The organism is Herbaspirillum rhizosphaerae, from assembly GCF_046025915.1.
Lineage (GTDB): Bacteria > Pseudomonadota > Gammaproteobacteria > Burkholderiales > Burkholderiaceae_D > Herbaspirillum > Herbaspirillum rhizosphaerae_A.
This window is the reverse complement of sequence record NZ_JAQQFR010000004.1, coordinates 79,713-101,314: the sequence shown is the minus strand read 5'-3', so window position 1 is coordinate 101,314 and position 21,602 is coordinate 79,713. Positions and strand designations below refer to the sequence as shown.

At 57.6% G+C, this 21,602-nt stretch carries 17 protein-coding genes; 5 read left to right on the top strand and 12 right to left on the bottom strand.

What is annotated here, in order from left to right; all coding sequences use genetic code 11:
* Window position 1: 1 nt before the first annotated feature.
* Window positions 2–1,303 carry a penicillin-binding protein activator gene (locus PQR63_RS07385; protein ID WP_408166941.1) on the bottom strand — a complete coding sequence of 434 codons (1,302 nt, stop codon included), beginning with the start codon at window positions 1,301–1,303 and terminating at the stop codon, window positions 2–4.
* Between the two features lie 11 nt (window positions 1,304–1,314).
* On the opposite strand from PQR63_RS07385, the gene rsmI reads away from it, so the two are divergent.
* Entirely contained in the window at window positions 1,315–2,256 is a 942-nt protein-coding gene (gene rsmI / locus PQR63_RS07380; protein ID WP_408166940.1) for a 16S rRNA (cytidine(1402)-2'-O)-methyltransferase, read from the top strand.
* Window positions 2,257–2,284: 28 nt separating this feature from the next.
* Here the strand turns inward: rsmI and PQR63_RS07375 are convergent, their stop codons facing one another.
* From PQR63_RS07375 to PQR63_RS07345, 7 genes are all read right to left on the bottom strand, one after another.
* Window positions 2,285–2,617 carry an SMR family transporter gene (locus PQR63_RS07375; RefSeq protein WP_408166937.1) on the bottom strand — a complete coding sequence of 111 codons (333 nt, stop codon included), beginning with the start codon at window positions 2,615–2,617 and terminating at the stop codon, window positions 2,285–2,287.
* A gap of 44 nt (window positions 2,618–2,661) precedes the next feature.
* Window positions 2,662–3,867 carry a septal ring lytic transglycosylase RlpA family protein gene (locus PQR63_RS07370; protein WP_408166935.1) on the bottom strand — a complete coding sequence of 402 codons (1,206 nt, stop codon included), beginning with the start codon at window positions 3,865–3,867 and terminating at the stop codon, window positions 2,662–2,664.
* A 140-nt stretch (window positions 3,868–4,007) separates the two neighbouring features.
* Entirely contained in the window at window positions 4,008–5,117 is a 1,110-nt protein-coding gene (rodA, locus tag PQR63_RS07365) for a rod shape-determining protein RodA (protein ID WP_408166933.1), read from the bottom strand.
* 11 nt (window positions 5,118–5,128) lie between these two features.
* Window positions 5,129–7,066 carry a penicillin-binding protein 2 gene (gene mrdA, locus PQR63_RS07360; RefSeq protein ID WP_408166931.1) on the bottom strand — a complete coding sequence of 646 codons (1,938 nt, stop codon included), beginning with the start codon at window positions 7,064–7,066 and terminating at the stop codon, window positions 5,129–5,131.
* 13 nt (window positions 7,067–7,079) lie between these two features.
* Window positions 7,080–7,592: a rod shape-determining protein MreD gene (mreD, locus tag PQR63_RS07355; protein WP_094562021.1), complete on the bottom strand. Its 513-nt coding sequence runs from the start codon at window positions 7,590–7,592 to the stop codon at window positions 7,080–7,082.
* Window positions 7,589–8,719, bottom strand: coding sequence for a rod shape-determining protein MreC (mreC, locus tag PQR63_RS07350; protein WP_408166928.1), 1,131 nt, complete (start codon window positions 8,717–8,719; stop codon window positions 7,589–7,591). Before mreC ends, mreD begins: the two co-directional genes overlap by 4 nt.
* A 247-nt stretch (window positions 8,720–8,966) precedes the next feature.
* A complete protein-coding gene (locus tag PQR63_RS07345) occupies window positions 8,967–10,010 on the bottom strand; it encodes a rod shape-determining protein (RefSeq protein ID WP_050463753.1) in 1,044 nt (347 codons plus the stop codon).
* 400 nt (window positions 10,011–10,410) lie between these two features.
* On the opposite strand from PQR63_RS07345, the gene gatC reads away from it, so the two are divergent.
* From gatC to PQR63_RS07325, 4 genes are all read left to right on the top strand, one after another.
* Window positions 10,411–10,713: an Asp-tRNA(Asn)/Glu-tRNA(Gln) amidotransferase subunit GatC gene (gene gatC / locus PQR63_RS07340; RefSeq protein ID WP_408166925.1), complete on the top strand. Its 303-nt coding sequence runs from the start codon at window positions 10,411–10,413 to the stop codon at window positions 10,711–10,713.
* Between the two features lie 84 nt (window positions 10,714–10,797).
* Entirely contained in the window at window positions 10,798–12,264 is a 1,467-nt protein-coding gene (gene gatA / locus PQR63_RS07335) for an Asp-tRNA(Asn)/Glu-tRNA(Gln) amidotransferase subunit GatA (protein WP_408166924.1), read from the top strand.
* A 59-nt stretch (window positions 12,265–12,323) separates the two neighbouring features.
* The gene (gene gatB, locus PQR63_RS07330; protein ID WP_408166922.1) at window positions 12,324–13,784 is read left to right on the top strand and encodes an Asp-tRNA(Asn)/Glu-tRNA(Gln) amidotransferase subunit GatB; all 1,461 of its coding nucleotides are present in this window, start codon (window positions 12,324–12,326) and stop codon (window positions 13,782–13,784) included.
* A 283-nt stretch (window positions 13,785–14,067) separates the two neighbouring features.
* The gene (locus PQR63_RS07325) at window positions 14,068–14,937 is read left to right on the top strand and encodes a helix-turn-helix domain-containing protein (RefSeq protein ID WP_408166920.1); all 870 of its coding nucleotides are present in this window, start codon (window positions 14,068–14,070) and stop codon (window positions 14,935–14,937) included.
* Window positions 14,938–15,057: 120 nt separating this feature from the next.
* Here the strand turns inward: PQR63_RS07325 and PQR63_RS07320 are convergent, their stop codons facing one another.
* From PQR63_RS07320 to PQR63_RS07305, 4 genes are read right to left on the bottom strand one after another with little or no spacing between them, the layout of a single operon-like run.
* Window positions 15,058–15,696 (bottom strand): TetR/AcrR family transcriptional regulator, encoded by a 639-nt coding sequence (locus tag PQR63_RS07320; RefSeq protein ID WP_408166918.1) that lies wholly within the window; start codon window positions 15,694–15,696, stop codon window positions 15,058–15,060.
* The gene (gene adeC, locus PQR63_RS07315; RefSeq protein ID WP_408166916.1) at window positions 15,696–17,195 is read right to left on the bottom strand and encodes an AdeC/AdeK/OprM family multidrug efflux complex outer membrane factor; all 1,500 of its coding nucleotides are present in this window, start codon (window positions 17,193–17,195) and stop codon (window positions 15,696–15,698) included. Before adeC ends, PQR63_RS07320 begins: the two co-directional genes overlap by 1 nt.
* 1 nt (window position 17,196) lies before the next feature.
* Window positions 17,197–20,355 carry an efflux RND transporter permease subunit gene (locus PQR63_RS07310; RefSeq protein ID WP_408166914.1) on the bottom strand — a complete coding sequence of 1,053 codons (3,159 nt, stop codon included), beginning with the start codon at window positions 20,353–20,355 and terminating at the stop codon, window positions 17,197–17,199.
* Window positions 20,356–20,371: 16 nt separating this feature from the next.
* Entirely contained in the window at window positions 20,372–21,580 is a 1,209-nt protein-coding gene (locus PQR63_RS07305) for an efflux RND transporter periplasmic adaptor subunit (protein WP_408166913.1), read from the bottom strand.
* Window positions 21,581–21,602 lie beyond the last annotated feature (22 nt).

Here is a 21,602-nt window from a genome sequence, read left to right as displayed (position 1 = left end):
ATCAACGCTGATTGGCGACCGGCACGGCGACACCATCCTGATAGACGGCCTGGGTTTCCTTGCGCTGGAAATAGGTCGCACCGGCTGCCATGTTGACCGTGATCTGACCGGTCACGCCGTCGATATCAAAGCCAGAACGCTGTTGAGCAATTTCATTGGCGACACGGAAAGCGTCAATACCGAGCGCGTAAAGTCGCTCCAGATCGGCGTTCTGCTTGACGTCGTTATTGGCAACGGAACGTGGATAAGCCATGACGGCGGCATTATCCGCCTGCAATTGCCACGGCATATCGACCAGATGCACACCGTCGAGCTCGGGCAAACGATTGTCGGGTGCGGGCGGAGTTCCGGTGGCGGCATTGGCAGCAGCATTATTTGCTGCTGCATTGATGGCAGCGGTGGCGGTGGTCAGGGTCAACGGATTGAGTTGTGAAGTGCCGTACAGCGCGATGTCGTTGCCGATGGCGCTACGCAGCTGGATGGTCTGCGCTGCATCAAGGGCAACAAACAGCAGAGCCGGCTTTTCCGCCTGGATGCGTTGGCCAAGTTGTGCCAGACCGGTTGCGCTCAGTGCATTGTTGGGCACGCTCAGTTCCAGGTTTTCCACGGCCATCCCTTGCTGACGCGCCTGCTGAGTAAATGCTTTCACTGCCCGGCGCTGCCAGGCGATGTTGGTCGACACGGCAAAGATCTTGCCGGGCGTCTTCTCATGCTCGACCCAGGCGGCAACCTGGCGCGCTTCTTCTTCAATCGACAATCCCATCATGATCATCTGGCGCGGCAGTCGTTGATCGGCCGTGTCGGGCAGATCGGGTTGGCCCAGCGCAATGGTCGGCTTGCGCACGGCGGCCGACTGTACCAGGGCTGTCACTGCGCTGCGCGACAGAGGACCAACGATGATGTCGTATTTGCCGGAGGCGTCGTTATAGGCGTTGAGGACTTCCTGGGCGGAATCACCGGTTTCGATGATGGTGATAACGATGTTGTCTTTTTTGCGCTCGGATGCAGTCAGAAAACCGGTACGCACCGCATCGGCGGCCGCGCCGAACACGCTGGAGCGTAATGGCAGTAACAACGCCATACGCACGGGCGGTTGGTTATTCTCAGGCAGTACGCCAAAATCTGTTGTAGGTGTCGATGCCGTTGTTGCGCTTCCTGACGCTGCAGCAGGCGGAACAGGCTGAGCAGCGGGCGGGGTAACAACTGCGGCGCCATCAGTAACGGTTGTAAATGCCTGCACGGAAGCGCACAATCCGCTCAGCAGCGCGGTCAGCAAGATGACTTTCGCCCATTTTCCCAACATGATCTTCTCCAATGAGTCACCCCAACTCGAACGCACACGCGGCATCCGTCGCATCCGTCACTTCTCTTGCTTCGTCCGTCCTGGCGGAAGCCGCGCAGCAGACCTATCCTGAGTCGGCATTATATGTGCTGGCTACGCCTATCGGAAATGTTTGCGACCTGACGTTGCGCGCTTTGCACGTCTTGTCGATTGTGAATGCCGTGGCCTGCGAAGACACTCGCAATACCAGCCACCTTCTGACGCGCTACGGCATCAGCCAGACGCTCATTGCGGCACATGAGCATAACGAGCGCGAAGCCGCCGACAAAATCATTGCGCGCTTGCAGCAAGGCGAGCGTATTGCACTGGTCTCCGATGCCGGTACGCCGGCGGTATCCGATCCCGGCGCACGCATCGTGGAAGCGGTACGCGCCGCCGGCCTGACTGTCGTCCCCTTGCCGGGCGCGTCGGCCGCGGTGACGGCCTTGTCGGCCAGTGGTCTGGTCAATGATCAATTCCATTTTGTCGGCTTCTTGCCAAACAAGAGCAAGCAGCGCGAAACTGCCTTGTTGAAATTGGCACAGGATCCGTCCACGCTAGTGTTTTACGAAGCGCCGCATCGCATCGTGGAAACCGTCGACGCCTTGTTGCAAGCCTTCGGTCCGCAACGCCAGATCGTGCTGGCGCGTGAATTGACCAAGCTGTTCGAGAGCATTCACCGTTGTGCTCTGGCCGATGCGCCGGCCTGGCTGGCAGCAGATGCCAATCGCCAGCGTGGCGAATTCGTCATTCTGGTGGAAGGTGCGACTGCTGGTGAAGATGCGGTCGCGGATGCTGATGCCGAGCGCATCCTGCAGATTCTGCTGGCGGAGCTGCCCGTCAAACAAGCGGCTGCCTTGACGGCGCAAATCACCGGCCAAAAGAAAAACGCGCTCTATGAGCGCGCTTTGCAGTTGCGGGACGCGGCCGAATAAATCAGGCGCATCTGATCTTTTACAAGACTCAGTGCGCCGTCGACTTCGAGAACAGGTTCAGCACCAGCACACCCGCCAGAATCAGCGCCATGCCGATGATGGCCGGGGTATCCAGCGTCTGTCCGTAGACGAAATATGCCACGATCGAGATCAGGACAATACCCAGGCCGGACCAGATCGCGTAAGCGATGCCGACTGGAATCGTCTTGAGCGTCATCGACAAGAACAAAAACGCCAACGCATAGCCGACCACCACCGCTACCGAGGGAATCAACTTGGTAAAGCCGTCGGAGGCGCGCAAGGCGGAAGTAGCAATGACTTCCGAAACAATGGCGATACCCAGCAACAAATAGGGATGCATGCACCCTCCTTCAAATAATCAATACGAATATGCCGGCGCGCGCATCAGCGCTCGACCACGAAGCCAGTGACGTTAGCGCGCTGACGAATCAGTTGTGCCGCATCCATCGCCGCAGGACGGCTGGAGTAAGGCCCTGCGTACAAACGATAAAGGCCGTTGACGACAACGGTTTCCAGCTTGTCGACCGCGCCGCTGAGGTTCTGCATCAGCTTGTCGCGCGCGCTGCGGGCGTTGGCTTCCTGAGCATACGCACCAAACTGCAGGTAAAAACCGCTGGCCAATTGCGCGCTGGAAGTACCTGCTGTTCCAGATTCGCCATTTGAGCCACCGCCGGCTGCCTGCGCCGCTGGCGGCAATGTCGTCATCGAAATCGGCATGATCTGCCCTTGCGGTGCGACGCTGCCTACCGTCACCGCTGATGTTGCAGGGGCAGTATTGGTAACATTCGCAACATTCGCGTTATTAGCAGCATTCACCGGCACGGGCGTCGTCGTGATGCCATTGCGCTTGTTCTCCGCGATGCGATTGATTTCATCCGGCAGCAGGCGCTCTACTTCGAGCTCGCTGCTACCCGACGACAGATAGCCCAGTTTCAGCGCGGCGGTGTATGACAAATCGATGATCCGGGTCGAATGGAATGGCCCGCGGTCGTTGATGCGCACAATGACTTGCGCGCCGGTCTTCAGATTGGTGACGCGCGCGTAGGACGGGATCGGCAAGGTCGGATGCGCGGCCGTCATCTTGTACATGTCGTAGAGTTCGCCCGACGAGGTTTTCTGACCGTGGAATTTCTTGCCGTACCAGCTGCCGATACCGCGCTGCTTGAACGGGCGGTCATCGGTAATCGGCGTGTAGGTTTTGCCGAATACGACGTAAGGACGGCTACCCGCCTTGGAAAAAGGTTCGACCTTGGGGTCGGCGTCGGGCGTATCGAGCAAGCCGTCAGGCGGCTGGTCGCCCGGGCCGTCATCCTTGTAATAACCACCACGCCCCGAACCAGCCGCCGGCAATGCAGGCAATGGCTTGCCGTTGGCGGTACGCGCCGCCGGCGTCGAGGCGGTCGGAGAAGGCGAAGCTGTGTTCATGGGCGGTGCGCTACTGCAAGCGGCTAGCGCCAGCGGTGTCAGAATGGCAACGTAACGCGCATAACGCACGTAAGGTAGCAGGCTCGATGGACGTACCAAGCGTATCAGGTGCGTCAGGCGTGCGGAGTGCGCGGTATGTGCCGCAGGGGCAAAGAAAACTCGCATTGCAATCTTCCCAGACTTGTTAGTTTTATCAGGCTTGCAAACATAGGCAAGCGCAACGATACCAGAGTATCGGAAGCATCTCTGAAATGTCTGTCAGGAGAAACTGACGTTACAAAGAGAAACTTCCCGGATGGATCGCGCTAAGTCTGCACCAGCTTGCGATGGCGCTGAATGCTCATCAGAATTCCCGCGCCCAGCCCGAGCGTGACCAGCGCAGTGCCGCCATAACTCATGAACGGCAACGGCACGCCAACCACCGGCAAGATGCCGCTGACCATGCCCATGTTCACGAAGGCGTAAGTGAAGAAGATCATCGTGATGGCGCCGCCCAACAGTCGCGTGAACAGCGTCGGCGCATTGGCGGTAATCATCAGGCCGCGACCGATCAGCAGCAGGTACAGCACCAGCAAGATCATGTTGCCGATCAGGCCGAACTCTTCCGAATAGACCGAAAAGATAAAGTCGGTGGTGCGTTCCGGAATGAATTCCAAGTGCGTCTGCGTACCCATCAGCCAGCCTTTGCCGGTGATACCGCCGGAACCGATAGCGATGGTCGATTGAATAATGTGGAAGCCTTTGCCCAGTGGATCGGACGTCGGATCAATCAGCATCATCACGCGCTGTCGTTGATAGTCATGCAGTACCGACCAGATCACCGGCAGACTGGCGGCACCCGCCACAACCAATCCTGTCAGCACCTTCCACGACAAGCCCGCAAAGAAGATGACATAGAAACCTGCCGCCAGCACCAGCACGCCGGTGCCGAGATCCGGCTGGCGGATGATCAGGCCGACCGGCACTGCCAGCAATAACCCCGCGATCAAAAACACTGGCCAGCGGATCATGCCTTCGCGTTTTTGGAAGTACCAGGCCAGCATCAGCGGCATGGCAATTTTCATGATTTCAGATGGCTGTACGACCATACCAATATTGAGCCAGCGCCGCGACCCTTTCTTGACAATACCGAACACCGCCACGGCAATCAGCAGCGCTACACCGATGGTGTAGATCGGCACGGCGAAGCGCAACAGGGTCTGCGGCGAGACATTTGCCGCAATCCACATGACGATGAAGGCAACCAGAATATTGCGCAGCTGATCTTCGACACGGCCGGGGAAGTTCATGCCCGCGGAATACAGCGTGACGATGCCGACCGACATGATCAGGAAAATGATCAGCGACAATGCGCCGTCAAACACCGCCAGATGCGGTTTGATGATTTGCCAGAGAGGCGGTCGGTGCAAACTCATAACAGGCTTTCCTAGTCCCTGAGATCGTTGCCGACCGCGTCTGTTGCAGGTGGGGTGGCGACTTCGCTATCCTTGGCGGCGGCCTTGGCCTTGTCGCCGGGACGCTTGCCGAGCAAATAGAAGTCAATCGCCTTGCGTGCCAGCGGCGCCGCGGCTTCCGCACCCCAACCGCCGTTTTCGACGATGACCGACAAGGCGATACGCGGCTTGTCGGCCGGTGCAAACGCCGTGAACAACGCATTATCCAACAGATGTGTTGCCAGGCGCTTGGCGTCGTACTTCTCGTTCTTCTTGATCGATACCACCTGTGCGGTGCCGCTCTTACCGGCCGACGTGTATTCGGCGCCGGCAAAGACGCGCGCGCCGGTACCTTCTTTATTCACCCCAACCATGGCTTGCTTGATGACGTCGATGTTTTCCTGCTTGAGCGGAATGCGATAGCTTTCCTTCGGCACGGTCACGGTGCGCTCATGCGTGACACCGTCTTCGATCATTTTGACCAGATGCGGCTTCATGACGATGCCGTTATTGGCCAGCGTCGCCGTGGCGTGGGCCATTTGGATCGGTGTGAACGCGTTGTAACCCTGGCCGATACCCAGTGAAATGGTTTCACCGGCGTACCACTTGCGCTGCTCCGGCTTGCGATAAGCGTTGCTCTTCCAGGTCGTCGACGGCAACAGGCCCTTGCGCTCGTGCTCCAAGTCGATGCCGGTAATCTGGCCGAAACCAAACGGCTTCATGAAATCATGGATGGCGTCGACGCCGAGATCGTTCGCCAGCATGTAGTAGTAGGTATCGCAAGACACCACGATCGAGCGGTACATGTCGACCACACCATGACCACCTTCCTTGTCGTCGCGGAACTTGTGGTTGCCGAGCCAGAAGAAGCCGGGATCGCGGATGGTGTCGGTCGGCTTGCGTTTGCCCAGTTCCAGCGCCGCCAGCGCCATGAAGGGCTTGTAGGTCGAGCCTGGCGGATAAGTGCCGGACAAAGGACGGTTGATCAGCGGACGATCGGGAGAGTTGTTCAACTCGTCCCAGGTTTGCTGATCGATACCTTCAACAAAGACATTGGGGTCAAACGATGGCTGCGAGACATAGGCCAGAATGTCGCCGGTGGACGGGTCGATCGCCACCAGAGCGCCCTTGCGGTCGCCAAAAGCCTCTTCGATCACTTTTTGCAGCTCGATATCGATCGACAGAATCAAGTTCTGACCAGGGCTGGCGGGCGTGCGCGACAGGGTACGCACGGCACGGCCGCCGGCGGAAATTTCGACCTCTTCGTAACCGGTAGTACCGTGGAGCTGAGTTTCGTAGCTCTTTTCCAGGCCTTCCTTGCCGATGTAGTCGGTGCCGTTGTAGTTGGCTTCGTCGTCGGAATCCGCAATGCGATCAGCGTCGCGCTGGCTGATGCGGCCGATGTAGCCGATCACGTGCGCGGCAGTTTTGCCGTAAGGATATTGGCGGAACAGGCGCGCCTGAATATCAACGCCGGGGAAACGATAGCGCTGCGCGGTGAACTTGGCGACTTCTTCGTCGGTCAGGCGCGTGCGGATCGGCAGGCTTTCAAAGTTTTTGGATTCTTCCTGCAGCTTGCGGAAGCGGCGCCGATCCTTGGGCTGGATATCGACCAGCGTGCTGAGTTCATCAACCAGCTCATCGAGACCTATAGTGATCTTCGAGGGCGTAATCTCCAGTGTGTAGGCGGAATAGTTGCGTGCCAGCACGACGCCGTTGCGATCCAGAATCAGGCCGCGGTTCGGCACGATCGGCACCACCGAGATACGATTTTCTTCCGCCTGCGCCGCATACGCATCGTGTCGGACGATCTGCAGCCAGATGAAGCGTGCGGTCAGAAAACCAAAACACACGAGCACCATCACTGCCACAGCGAATAGCCGTAGCCGGAAGAGCTTGAGTTCATGCTCGGTGTTTTTGAATTCAGTCATGCCGCTTCGCCGGTCAAATCGGACGGTTATCGTCGCGATTGATCGCGCGTCGTTGCGGCGCGAGCAGCAGCCATGTCACCAGCGGCCACAACAGCGCGCAGACAAAGCTCTCACTGAAGTAATACCAATGCGGGAATTTGCCGCTGACCATCAGGCGCACGAGCAGTTGCACAGCTTGCGTCAGCAACATCAGGGGCAGGATATGCAGTGCCTGCGTACCGACCGGGAACCACAGCACGCGGCGGTGGATCATGATCGAGAAATACGACAGCAGCGTATAAGCCAGCGCATTCTCGCCGAGCAATGTGGCTTCGTTGACGTCCATCAACAGGCCCATCATGAAGGCGATGCTGATACCGATCTTGCGCGGCTCATGAATGGCCCAGAACACCAGCACCAGCGCGACGAAATCAGGAACGCCGACCCATTGCCCCCAAGGCAGCAGATTCAGCAGAAAAGCCGCGATCAGACTCAGCGCGATGAAAAGCGGATTCGCCGGCAGCAGGATGTAATGGGGATCGTTCATCGGGTGCTCTTGGCTGGTTGTGCGGCGGCTGGAGTCGCAGATGTCGCAGCGGTGGCCGCTGGTTTGGCTGCAGCCGGCGCAGCTGGTTTCGCTGCTGATGCAGCCGCTGGTGCGGCAGGCGCTACCGTTGCTACTGCAGCCGGTGTAGCCGGAGCAGCGGTCGGGGCTTGTCCCTTGCGTTCTTCGCTCGGCGCATCCTTGGCAGGCACCGCTTCGCCCTCTTTCGCGCTATCGCGGAAACGGCGCTTGAGCAGCTTGTCCGCCTTCTCAGCACCTTCCGGATCCGGACGCGGCGCCACGGTTTGTTCGACCAGCAAGATCAGCAATTGCTTGTGACGGTCAACACCTGCAGCCGGCAAACAAACGATGTGGGCGAAAGCATCGGTCGACTTGGTTTCAACCTGCAGCACGCTGGCCACAGCCAACCCCGGGGGATACACACCATCGATACCAGATGTCACCAGCGCGTCGCCCTTCTGGATGTCGGCATTGGCAGCCATGAAACGCAGGTCAAGCACGCCGGACTGGCCGCGACCGTAGGCAACACTGCGCAAACCATTGCGCAAGACCTGAACCGGAATGGCCTGATCCTTGTCGGTCAGTAAGGTCACTTCAGACGTAAACGGAAACACACGCGTCACCTGGCCGACGATGCCGACATCGTCGATCACCGGCTGGCCGGGCGCTACGCCTTGCTGCGAGCCGCGATTGAGGATGATTTTGCGCGTAAAGGGATCGCGCGCGTCGTACAGGATTTCGCCAACGATGGATTTGCTGTGAATACGCTGCTGCATGCTCAGCAAATTGCGCAGTTGCGTGTTCTCTGCCGCCATCTGACGCTCTTGCTGTAGCAATTGCGCGTTCATCGCCTGTTGGCGGCGCAACGCGTCGTTTTCCTTCTGCAAGGCGTTGAGCGAATTGAAATAGTCGCCCACCTTGTAAGCGGCATCACGCGGGATCAGCGCCACGACCTGAAACGGATACAAACCGGTGCCGACCGCCTGCCGCACCATGGTCAGGGCATGCATGCGCGAATCGACCACCAGCATGATGATCGAGATCAGAGCGAAAAAGCCTGCGCGGGCGCGGGCCGAAGCGCCTTGTTTGAAGAGTGGTGGGATATCCATTGATGGTCAGGCCGAGACCGATGCCGGGGAAGCTGAAAACCGCAACAGCCCGCGCAGGGCGGGCTGGAGGAGAGACAGCAGACGGATACCGGGAAGGTTGCAGTCAATATCAGGAAGACAACGCCCCATCGCAGCCGAGATTTCGCCGCTGTGCGAACTGTTGGTTCGCAGCACCGACCAAATCTGCTTGTGCTCTGTCATAGGCGCGTTTCAGTTCCTCGAGGTTGACCAGGCTCCTGTAACGGAATTATTCGTTGGAGAAGATCGAACCCAGTTTGTCCATGCGGTCGAGCGCCATGCCGGAGCCGCGCACAACGCAAGTCAGCGGGTCTTCGGCGACGATCACCGGCAGACCGGTTTCTTCCATCAGCAAACGGTCCAGATCGCGCAGCAGCGCGCCGCCACCGGTCAGCATCATGCCCTTTTCGGCAATGTCGGCGCCCAGTTCCGGAGGAGTTTGCTCCAGAGCATTCTTTACTGCGGAAACGATGTTGTTCAGCGGATCAGTCAGCGCTTCCAGGATTTCGTTGCTGGAGATGGTGAAGGAGCGTGGAATGCCTTCGGACAGGTTGCGGCCCTTGACTTCCATTTCCTTGACTTCGGAACCCGGGAAGGCGGAACCGATTGCCTTCTTGATCGCTTCGGCGGTTTGCTCGCCGATCAGCATGCCGTAGTTGCGGCGGATGTAGTTGACGATGGCTTCGTCGAACTTGTCGCCGCCGACGCGGACCGAACCCTTGTACACCATGCCGCCCAGCGAGATGATGCCGACTTCAGTCGTACCGCCGCCGATATCGACGACCATCGAACCGGTTGCGTCCGACACCGGCAGGCCGGAGCCGATTGCCGCTGCCATTGGCTCTTCGATCAGGTAAACCTGCGAAGCACCTGCGCCCAGCGCCGATTCACGGATCGCGCGGCGTTCCACCTGGGTCGAACCGCAAGGGACGCAGATGATGATGCGTGGGGATGGGCGGAACAGCTTGGAGTCGTGCACCATGCGGATGAACTGCTTCAACATCTGCTCGGTGACGGTAAAGTCAGCAATCACGCCGTCTTTCATCGGGCGGATGGCTTCGATATTGCCAGGAACCTTGCCCAGCATCTGTTTTGCTTCCTTGCCGACTGCCTGAATGGTCTTTTTGCCGTTCGGGCCGCCTTGCTGGCGGATCGCCACAACCGACGGCTCGTCAAGGACGATACCTTGACCACGTACATAAATCAGAGTGTTTGCCGTTCCAAGGTCAATAGCGAGGTCGTTAGAGAAGTAACTACGTAAAAATCCAAACATGAATTGTCCTGATGCGCCAAAGTCGCGCGCTTTGCATTTTGTAAGTGGGATGTCTTTTTCAGAAGCTGTTGCAAAATGAAGCTGCCCGGAGGAGGCGCCATGACCGGTACAGGATGCATACAGGAGAGGAACAGGGGCGACGCAGCAACGTCAGCTTCATTTTGCAACAGCTTCTTTTATGACTGCGGCGACACAAATCGGCGCCAGCAAGGCATTAGTCCTACATTCTACCTTATAATTTGAGAGAAACCAGCAGGCAAAACTGTCAATAATCCTTGCCTGATGCCAGATACTTCTGCGTTTTTACCGGCATTTACCTGCGTAATTGCAAGCTCGTGCATGGCTGACGACGCGATTTTTCAACACACTAGCTCTTGCGCCCTGCGTGCACCTTCCTATCATGACTCTAGCCCTTTCCGATGTTAAGCGCATTGCCAATCTGTCCCGTCTGGAATTGACAGATGAACAAGCAAGTCAAACCCTGGACAAACTGAACGGCATTTTCTCCCTGGTCGAACAGATGAAAGCGGTCGACACCACCGGTATCGAGCCTCTGAGCCACCCGATTGCGGCGTTGACCACCGATTTATCGTTGCGCCTGCGCGAAGATGCCGTGACCGAAACCAATCACCGCGACGACTATCAGAAGCCTGCTCCGGCGACTCAGGACGGCCTGTATCTCGTCCCCAAGGTCATCGAATAATCTTCGCCAAGTTAACGCGCCGGCGGTCTCATTTGCACCGCGCGTCCGCAGCCTCACAGAACCTGAAAAACGAAACCCTTTTCCATGCATACCAAGACCATTAAAGAGCTTTCGACGCTACTGCATACCAAGAAAATCTCAGCGACCGAACTGGCCACTTTATTCCTCGACCGCATCGGCAGCAGCGACCTTAACGCCTTCCTGCACGTCGACCGCGAACTCACGCTCAAACAAGCCGCGCAAGCCGACCAACGCATCGCCGCCAACGACGTTACACCGCTGACCGGCATTCCGATCGCGCACAAGGACATCTTCGTCACGCGCGACTGGCGCACGACGGCCGGTTCGAAGATGCTGGAAAATTATGTAAGCCCGTTTGACGCAACCGTGGTGGAACAGTTCAACGCTGCCGGCACTGTTACATTGGGCAAGCTCAACTGCGACGAATTCGCCATGGGCTCGGGCAACGAAAATTCTTACTTCGGCGCCGTCAAAAATCCGTGGGACAAGACCGCTGTGCCAGGCGGTTCGTCCGGTGGTTCGGCCGCCGCAATCGCCGCGCGCCTGGCCCCGGCAGCCACCGCTACCGACACCGGCGGCTCGATTCGTCAGCCTGCTTCGCTGTGCGGCGTCACCGGCATCAAGCCGACCTACGGCAGCGTCTCGCGCTACGGCATGATCGCGTTTGCGTCCTCGCTCGACCAGGGCGGCCCGATTGCAAAAACCGCCGAAGACTGCGGCCTGCTGCTCAACGCCATGACCGGTTTCGACCAACGTGATTCGACCAGCCTTGAGCGCCCGAAAGAAGATTTCAATCGCTCGCTCAATGACAGTTTGAAGGGATTGCGCATCGGCGTACCGAAAGAATTCTTCGGCGCCGGTCTGGCCGCCGATGTCGAACAAGCCGTGCGCGCTGCACTCAGCGAATACGAAAAACTCGGCGCCACGCTGGTCGATATTTCGCTGCCAAAAACCGAGTTGTCGATCCCCGTCTATTATGTGATCGCACCAGCCGAAGCATCGTCTAATCTGTCGCGCTTTGACGGCGTGCGTTACGGCCATCGCGCCGCAGATTACAAAGACCTCGCCGACATGTACCAGAAGTCGCGCGCGGAAGGTTTCGGCGACGAAGTGAAGCGCCGCATCCTGGTCGGCGCCTACGTCTTGTCGCACGGTTATTACGACGCCTACTACCTGCAAGCGCAAAAAATCCGCCGCCTGATCGCGCAGGAATTCCAGAGCGCGCTGCTCGGCCCGAACCGTCAATGCGACGTCATCATGGGCCCTGTATCGCCAACCGTGGCATGGGATCTGGGCGACAAAACCGACGACCCGATCGCCAACTACCTCGCCGACATCTTCACGCTGTCGACCAGCCTGGCGGGCTTACCGGGCATGTCGATTCCCTGTGGTTTCGGTCAAGGCGAAAAGAACGGCAAGCGTCCGGTCGGCCTGCAAATCATCGGCAGCTACTACGATGAAGCGCGCCTGCTGAATGTCGCACATCAATATCAGCAAGTCACCGACTGGCATCTGCGCGCACCGGCTTGATCGCCCTTCAGAAACGCCGCGAAGCACCACGAAACAACAAAGAATCAGCGAGGAATATTATGCAGTGGGAAGTCGTCATCGGTCTGGAAACGCACACACAGCTTTCGACCGAATCCAAAATTTTCAGCGGCTCGTCGACACAGTTCGGCGCCGCCCCCAACACACAAGCCAGCCCGGTCGATCTGGCATTGCCAGGCGTCTTGCCGGTGCTGAACAAAGGCGCCGTCGAACGCGCCATTCAGTTCGGTCTGGCCATCGGTGCAACGATCGCGCCGCGCTCCGTCTTCGCGCGTAAAAACTACTTCTACCCTGACCTGCCCAAAGGCTATCAGATCAGCCAGTTTGAAATCCCGGTCGTCCAGGGCGGCAAGATTTCCTTCGTGATGGAAAAAGACGGCAAGGCAGAAATCAAGACCCTGCAACTGACCCGCGCCCACCTCGAAGAAGACGCCGGCAAATCGCTGCACGAAGACTACCAGGGCATGAGCGGCATCGACCTCAACCGCGCCGGCACACCGCTGCTGGAAATCGTCACCGAACCCGACATGCGCAGCGCCGCCGAAGCCGTCGCCTACGCCAAGGCCCTGCACTCGCTGGTCATGTGGCTCGGCATCTGCGACGGCAACATGCAAGAAGGCTCGTTCCGCTGCGACGCCAACGTCTCCGTGCGTCCGGTTGGCCAAAAGGAATACGGCACACGCTGCGAGATCAAGAACCTCAACTCCTTCCGCTTCATGGAAGACGCGATCAACTACGAAGTCCGCCGCCAGGTCGAACTCATCGAAGACGGCGGCACCGTCGTGCAAGAAACGCGCCTCTACGACCCGGACAAAAAAGAAACACGCTCCATGCGCAGCAAGGAAGACGCGCAAGACTACCGCTACTTCCCCGATCCCGATCTGCCGCCGCTGGTCATCGCGCAAGAATGGATCGACCGCGTCAAAGCCACCATGCCGGAACTGCCGGGCGCCATGCGCGACCGCTTCGTCAACGACTACGGCCTGACCGAATACGACGCCGCCGTGCTTACACAATCGAAGTCGATGGCATCCTACTTTGAAGCTGTCGCCACCGCCGCCGGCAAAGAGCAAGCCAAACCCGCCGCCAACTGGCTCATGGGCGACGTCGCCTCCACCCTCAACCGCGAAGACACCGACATCGCCGACGCCCCCGTCAGCGCCGTACAACTGTCGTTGCTATTGAAGCGCATCAGCGACGGCACGATCTCCAACAAGATCGCCAAAGAAGTCTTCGCCGGGATGTGGGAAGCCAAGTCCGACAAAGACACGCTCGCCGACGACATCATCGAAGCCAAGGGCCTGAAGCAAATCTCCGACAGCGGCGCACTCGAAGCCATCGTCGACCAGGTGCTGGCAGCCAATGAAAAATCGGTAGCAGAATTCCGCTCGGGTAAGGAACAAGCCATCAACGCACTGATCGGCCAGGCCATGAAGGCGACCAAGGGCAAGGCTAATCCGGCGCAGTTGACGGAATTGCTGCGCAAGAAATTGACGGCATAATCACGCTGCTGTTTTAAGTAGTAAATGATCGGGAACATCAACGGCATTCGCTTCTAGATGTTCCCGATTTTCATTCAGGTACGCAACGCAGCTGTCGTCACCGCCTTACACCTCCAATCCATCACCAACCATATCGCTCGCGTCATGTCGTATTTGTAGATCAATTCGACATTGAATAAATTCTAAGTTTGCGGATTGTTTGCAGCTTTGATGTTCGACCAGTGAATTGATTGCAGTGCGCTCTGTCATTTGAATACGTTTTCAATCGCCGGAGCAGATCTACATGAACTCGAAAGAGCAAACCCTCGTCGTACACGATCCTTACACCGCGTATATTCGACAAACTCTGTCGGATCAAGGAATACCTCGCCACAAACAAGCCAGAATCGTCGCGCGTGTCGTCGAATTGAAATTGGTCTCAGTCCAGCAAAAATTCGCTGGTATCCGAGGATGGACACGTAGCCAGCTTATTTTGCTGGAGCAGTATTTTGGCAAGCCAGGCACACCCGCATCCAAATCATTCGCGAGCGACAAGAGTGAGCATCAACACGGCGCTTCGCGATGGAATGCCATTCTTAAACTCAGCGACGCTCCGCAACGATGCATCCTTCAAAGAGGGCATGCTCTGGCGGTGCCGGAGGATGCCGCGTTAGCAGCCGTTGATGAATCCGGGGCTTGGGTTGTCATATCCGGCGCAAAGGTCTCCAAAGGAAAAGTCGCCTTTCAAGTCACCCATATGACGCCATTGCCAGCTCCACGTGTCGCGGTGCTGGACGACGAAAGTCGCATTGCCGACAAGATCGCAGCGCTGTTCTCGCGACAAGGGATTCAGGCATCGATCTTCAACGACGTTGAGTCTCTCCTGGAAGTGATTCGGGTACAGCCATTTGAAGCTTATATTCTGAGCTGGGATAACGAGGCAGCGACGACGCCAGAGACCGTCATCCAGCACATCCGTGAGACACAGAAATCAACTACGCACGTCACTGTCTTGAGCGGAGAATTACACAAACAACCAGCGGTTGTTCAGGACATATCTCGCATGGTGGAGTGCTATCACGTATCGGTTATGGAAAAGCCTCTCGTATTCGAAATTCTCGGCAAGACTTTCCACAACATACTATTCAGAAGTTTAGATTCTCATTCATGTTGATTTGCGCCTGAATTTGACTCAGGTTTGCAATGAGTGATGACCTTACCTGGTCATTCAAGATCTCTATCAGACTTGGTACTTCAAGCAAAATGATGGGGCAACGGATAATGTAAAACGAGGTCAGTCTGAGCTGTAAATCAACAGGGAATGGTTCCCTCGTGATTGCGTGCTGGCACCGATAAGCACCAGTTCCAGCGCAAGAAAAAACGGACGGTAGAGCAAGTGAGGGAGTTGATGTACATTTTCAACAAGAATGCCCAGGCCTGTCGCATGGATGCATCTTGCTACATCAATTGGCGTCAATCCCCGGCGCAAAAGACCTCTTTGATAGGGGACATTGAGCACGGCGGTGAGACTCTGTATGGAGAGCATTGCCATCCTTTCTAACCTGCCCAGCAAGTCTTTCGGCAAATCAGAAGCGCCTCCATGCCGGAGGACGAGTTCCATCATTCTTCGTTGTCCGATATCTTCGACACAGTTTCTCGTTTGCAGCCACAACACGTCCTGCAGTAGCTGCATCGGATTCTCCGACTGTCGATACACGTCAATATCAGTGCCGACATCGAAGGGCCAGACCAAGCCATTGAACACTTCCCGAACCAAAGCTGCCTTGTCGGGGAAATGCCAATAGACGGCACCGCGCGTGACATTCGCGCACGCAGCGACATCCTCAAGTGTCGCCGCCCGTATCCCTCGTCGGGCGAACTCTGCAAGCGCCGCGTCCAGCAGTGCAGCGCGTGTTCGCTCTGCCCTCGACATCACTGCTCCCGAACAGGTACGTCTGTGACTATCGACGCCACTGGAGTACCTGTTGTTTCAACCCATCCACCGCCCAGCGTCTTGTAAAACGTAACCAGGTTGGTGAAACGCGACAAGCGTGTTCCGATGAGGTTTTGCCGGGCGGTGTAGAGTGATCGCTGTGAATCAAGCACGCTCAGATAGCTGTCGATGCCATACTTGAAGCGGGCCTCTGACAAACGAAACGCCTCTGAGCTCGCATCGACTAATGCCTCTTGCGCCGCCAACTGGCGTCCCAGCGTACCCCGTTGCGCCAGCGCATCAGAGACTTCGCGGAAGGCTGTCTGAATCGCCTTTTCATACTGAGCGACATAGATATCCCGATTGGTGGTGGCAATCGTCAAATTGGCCCGATTGGCACCGGCGTCGAAAATGGGTAAGGATATTCCCGGAGAAAAACTCCATGCGCCGGAACCGCCCTTGAACAGCCCGGATAGACTTGCGCTGGAACTTCCTGCAGACGCAGTCAGACTGATACGAGGATAGAATGCCGCACGTGCGGCACCAATGCTGGCATTGGCGGACCGCAAGTCATGCTCTGCTTGCAGAATATCGGGACGGCGTTGCAACAGGTCTGAGGGCAAGCCCGGGGGGATAGTTGCCAGCGGATTGGCGGCAGCCGCTGCGATATCGGGCAAGCTCGTCGGCAGTAGCGCGTCGGGCAGCTCGATACCTGCCAAGAGCACCAGTGCATTGCGATCTTGCGCGACCTGAGCGGTGAAGCTCTCGACGTCGACGCGCGCACTCTCAACGCTGGTTTGTGCTTGCCTTAGCGTTAGGGCTGACGCGTTCCCGAGATCAAAACTTCGTTGATTCAAATGATAAGTCCGGCTTTGGCTATCCAAGGTATTTTGCGCCAGCTTCAATCTATCTTGATCCGCGGCTAACGTGAGATACGCCGTCGCCACTTCGGCAACCAAACTGATTTGGGTGCTGCGACGCGTTTCGGCGGTTGAAAAGAAAGACTCGATTGCCTGCGCACTCAGGCTGCGTACGCGGCCAAAAAGATCGAGTTCATAAGAACTGAAGCCGAGCGTTGCACTGTAACTGCGTCCCGTCGTAACGCTGCCGCTGGCGGAAAGATCGGCGGGCGTGCGACTGGCGGTCTCGCTGGCGCTTGCGTTCACCGTCGGGAACAGCGCAGCGCGCTGCACACCATATTGGGCCCGGGCTTTTTCGATGTTGAGCACGGCTACCCGCAGGTCGCGATTGTTCGCCAATGTGAGCTCGATGACACGCCGTAAAGCAGGATCGGTAAAGACCTCGCGCCAGCCAATATCCGCAACCGGCAAACTGCTGACCGAACTTGTGGCATCGCCAGAGAATCGCGGGGCCACCGGCGCCAGGGGGCGCTGATAGTCAGGCATCAGACTGCATCCGCCGACCAACATGGCCAGCACCAAGGGGAGCAGTCGCGCGCACGAAGTGCCCGGTAAATTAGTAACGCTGAATTGGTGCATGTCATTCCTCCGATAAGGCGGTCGCGGAGGCAAGAGGCGCTGCGTGAGATGCCGCCGGCTTGCGTCCGAACATTTTCATAATCAGTACAAAGAATAGCGGCACAAAGAAGATAGCCAGAATGGTTCCTGACAGCATCCCGCCGATCACGGCAGTACCCAGGGCATGCTGAGCGCCCGCGCCGGCGCCGCTTCCCAGTACCATTGGCAGCACACCCAAAATGAACGCCAGTGAAGTCATCAGAATCGGACGCAAACGCATACGCACAGCTTCCATGGTGGCATCCACCAGCCCCTTACCCTCTGCGTAAAGGTCCTTCGCAAATTCGACGATCAGAATGGCGTTCTTGCACGCCAGTCCGATGGTCGTCAGCAGACCCACCTGGAAGTACACGTCATTCATTTTCCACGTGAGGACGGCGCCGAGCAGTGCTCCAAAGACACCCAGCGGCACGACCAGGATCACCGAAAACGGCACTGCCCAGCTCTCGTATAACGCTGCTAATGCCAGGAATACGATCAGAATTGACACGGCATACAAGATACCGGTCTGTCCGCTCGATGCCTTTTCCTGTAGCGACAATCCAGTCCATTCGTAGCCGACGCCGGCAGGCAGCCTGGACACGGCCGCTTCAACAATCGCCATCGCTTCACCACTGGAGGCCACGCCCGGTAACGCCATGCCGAGAACCTCAATGGAAGGCACGCCGTTGTATCGCTCCAGTCGTGGCGACCCTGACGTCCAGCTGGCGGTGGCGAAGGAGGTGAACGGAACCATGGTTCCCGCGCTGTTGCGCACGTACCAGCGGTCGATGTCGCCAGGCAGCATGCGATATTGGGCTTCACCCTGGAGCATCACCTTCTTGACGCGTCCCTTGTCGATGAAGTCGTTGACATAGCTGCTACCCCAGGCGGTGGCAATGGTGTCATTGATATCGGACATGGTTACCCCCAGCGCGCCTGCTTTGTGCGGATCAACCAGCAGACGGAATTCCGGCGTGTCTTCCAGACCATTTGGCCGCACCGCCACAAGACGCTTGTCTTTGGCGAGTTCGCCGAGCAGTTGATTACGGGCTTGCATCATGGCGGCGTGGCCGAGGTTCGCCTCATCCTTCAACATCAGATCGAAGCCGGTCGCATTTCCCAGCTCGGATACTGCGGGCGGCGCGAAGGCGAAGACCTTGGCGTCACGGATAGTTGCGAAATAGGCGCCGGCCTTAGCGGCCACGTCCGTCACGCTCAAACCTGGCCCCTTACGCTCGTCCCACGGTTTGAGCTTGATGAAGGCGAAACCCATGTTCTGGCCGCTACCGGCAAAACTGAATCCCGAGACGGCGAACACACCTGCCACCGCTTCCTTCTGATCGATCAGGAAATGATGTTCGACCTGCTTGATCACCTCATCGGTACGCACTTTGGTTGCACCTGAAGGCAATTGCATGATGGCAAACAGCGTCCCCTGGTCTTCGTCTGGCAGGAACCCGACAGGGAGTTTCATGAAACCGAACACGACCAGTGCCAGCACGGCGGCATAGGCGATCATGTAACGCCATCCCTTGCCCACCATGTGTCGCACTACACCCTGATACCTGCGGTTGCCGCGATCAAAATTACGGTTGAACCACCCAAAGAAACCGGTAGTCGCCAATGTGTGGCCCTTTTCCACAGGCTTGAGCATCGTGGCGCACAAGGCAGGAGTGAGCACCAGCGCCACGAGTACCGACAATGTCATGGCAGACACAATAGTGATAGAGAACTGGCGATAGATCACGCCGGTGGAGCCGCTGAAGAAAGCCATCGGTACAAATACCGCCGCCAGCACCAAGGCAACGCCAACCAGTGCTCCAGTGATCTGCCCCATCGATTTGCGGGTTGCCTCCTTGGGCGAGAGACCTTCTTCTGTCATTACCCGCTCGACGTTTTCCACCACAACAATTGCATCGTCCACCAGCAGACCAATGGCGAGCACCATGGCAAACATGGTCAGCGTGTTGATAGTGAACCCAAAGGCCGCCAGAATGCCGAAGGTTCCCAGTAACACCACCGGCACCGCGATCGTCGGGATAAGCGTAGCGCGGAGATTTTGCATGAACAGGTACATCACCAGGAACACCAGCACAACCGCTTCGATCAGGGTACGCACTACCTCCTCAATGGAGATCCGCACGAAAGGTGTGGTGTCATACGGCTTCTGGACCTTCATGCCAGTGGGGAAGAACTTCTCCAATTGCGCCACGCGGGCGTCGATCGCCTTGACCGTGTTGAGCGCATTCGCTCCGGTCGCCAACTTAATCGCCAGTCCGGCTGCCGGCTTGCCGTTATAACGGCCTACCGTGTTATATGCCTCGCTACCCAACTCGATGCGAGCCACGTCGCGCAAGCGTACCTGGGAGCCATCAGTCAGGGTGCGCAGCACGATGTCGTCGAACTCCTCTGCGGTGCGCATGCGTGTCTGCGCAGTGATCGTCGTATTGATCTGTTGGTTGCTGGCCGCGGGCAGACCGCCGAGCTGGCCGGCCGACACCTGGGCGTTTTGCGCCTGAATGGCATTCTTGACGTCGAGCGGCGTAAGGTTGTAACTCGTCAGCTGGTCAGGATTGAGCCAGATGCGCATGGCGTATTGCGAGCCGAACAATGTGGTGTCGCCGACGCCCTCCACCCGACTGATCGCATCTTGTATGTTGGTAGCGACGTAATCAGAAAGATCTGAACCGTTCATGCTCCCGTCTTCTGATGTGAACGCAAGCACATTGAGGAAGTTGCTTGCTGACTTCGTCACCGTCACCCCCTGCTGCTGCACCTCTTGGGGCAACAACGGCGTAGCCAGCGCCAACTTGTTCTGCACCTGCACCTGGGCCGTGTCGGGATTGGTGCCATTTTCGAATGTCAGTGTGATGGTGACCGAGCCGGATGACTCGCTGGTGGAGGCCATATAACTTAACCGGTCCAGTCCTTTCATCTTTTGTTCGATGATTTGGGTGACGGTGTCCTCGAGCGTCTTCGCCGACGCCCCCGGATAGTTGGCGGTAATGGCGACAGCTGGTGGCGCAATGGCGGGATACTGCGCAATCGGCAGCGTAAAAATGGAAATAGCTCCCGCCAGCATCACGATGATGGCCAGAACCCATGCAAAGATGGGGCGATCAATAAAAAAGCGTGCCATGGTGATCTTTCGCTTATCAGTTAGTAGCAGCCGATTTCGCGACCATCACGGAAGCAGGCTTGGTGGCAGAAAGGTTCGATTGCGCATTCGCCGACCATGGCATGGTCTTGACGGTAACGCCTGGTGCGGCACGTTGTTGTCCGTCTACGACCAACCGATCACCTGCCTGCAGACCGCTGCGCACCAGCCACTGATCACCAATGGCGCGATCCGTCACCAGCGCCCTTTGCTCAAGCTTGTTGCTGGAACTGACAACATATGCCATCGGCTTGCCAGTGCTATCTCGGCTAACGGCTTGTTGTGGTACCAGTAACCCCTGCTCCTTTACGCCCTCTTGCAACACAGCGCGAACATACATGCCAGGTAACAAATCAGCCTTGGGATTTGGGAAAACGGCACGCAGTGTAATTGCGCCCGTATCCTGATTTACAGTCACGTCAGAGAATTCAAGCCGTCCCTCCAGAGGATACGTGCGACCATTTTCCAAGATCAGTTTTACCTTGGCAGCGTTGCTGCCAGACTTTTGCAGATCGCCATTAGCGAACGACTCCTTGAGGTTCAGCAAGGCTGCGCTCGATTGCGTCACGTCCACATAGATCGGGTCGAGCTGCTGGATGGTGGTCATAGCAGTCGTTTGGCTTGCTGTGACCAGGGCTCCGGGAGTCACCGTCGACTTTCCAATCCGTCCTGAAATCGGCGCTTCCACACTGGCATACGCCAGATTGATACGACTTGTTTCGACGTTGGCCTTGGCGGCTGCCACATCAGACTCGCCCTCGCCCAATGTGGCAGCAGCGTCGTCGTAGTCCTGTTTACTCACCGCGTTGATAGCGACAAGTTCCTTATAGCGCTCTGACTTCAGCCGAGCAGTCGTCAGGCTCGCCTGCGCCTTGGCCAATGCGGCAACGCTGCTATCGTAGGCGGCCTTATAAGTAGCAGGATTGATCTGATAGAGCACCTGGCCGGCCTTCACATCGCTGCCTTCGCGGAAATTTCTGGCCTTGATAATCCCATTGACCTGTGGTCGTACATCAGCGATCAGGTATGGCACCGTGCGCCCGGGCAACTCCGTGCTGAGCGCTACCGCCTGCATCTGGACCGTGATGACGCCGACGATCGGCGTACCCGCGGCAGGCGGCGCACCGCCCGGAGGTTTGCCGCATGCGCTTAGCACGCAGGAAATAGCCAAGGCGACGGCCGGCCATAGAAAAAAGACTTTGCGCATGAAGAAATCTCCGAGAAAGAAA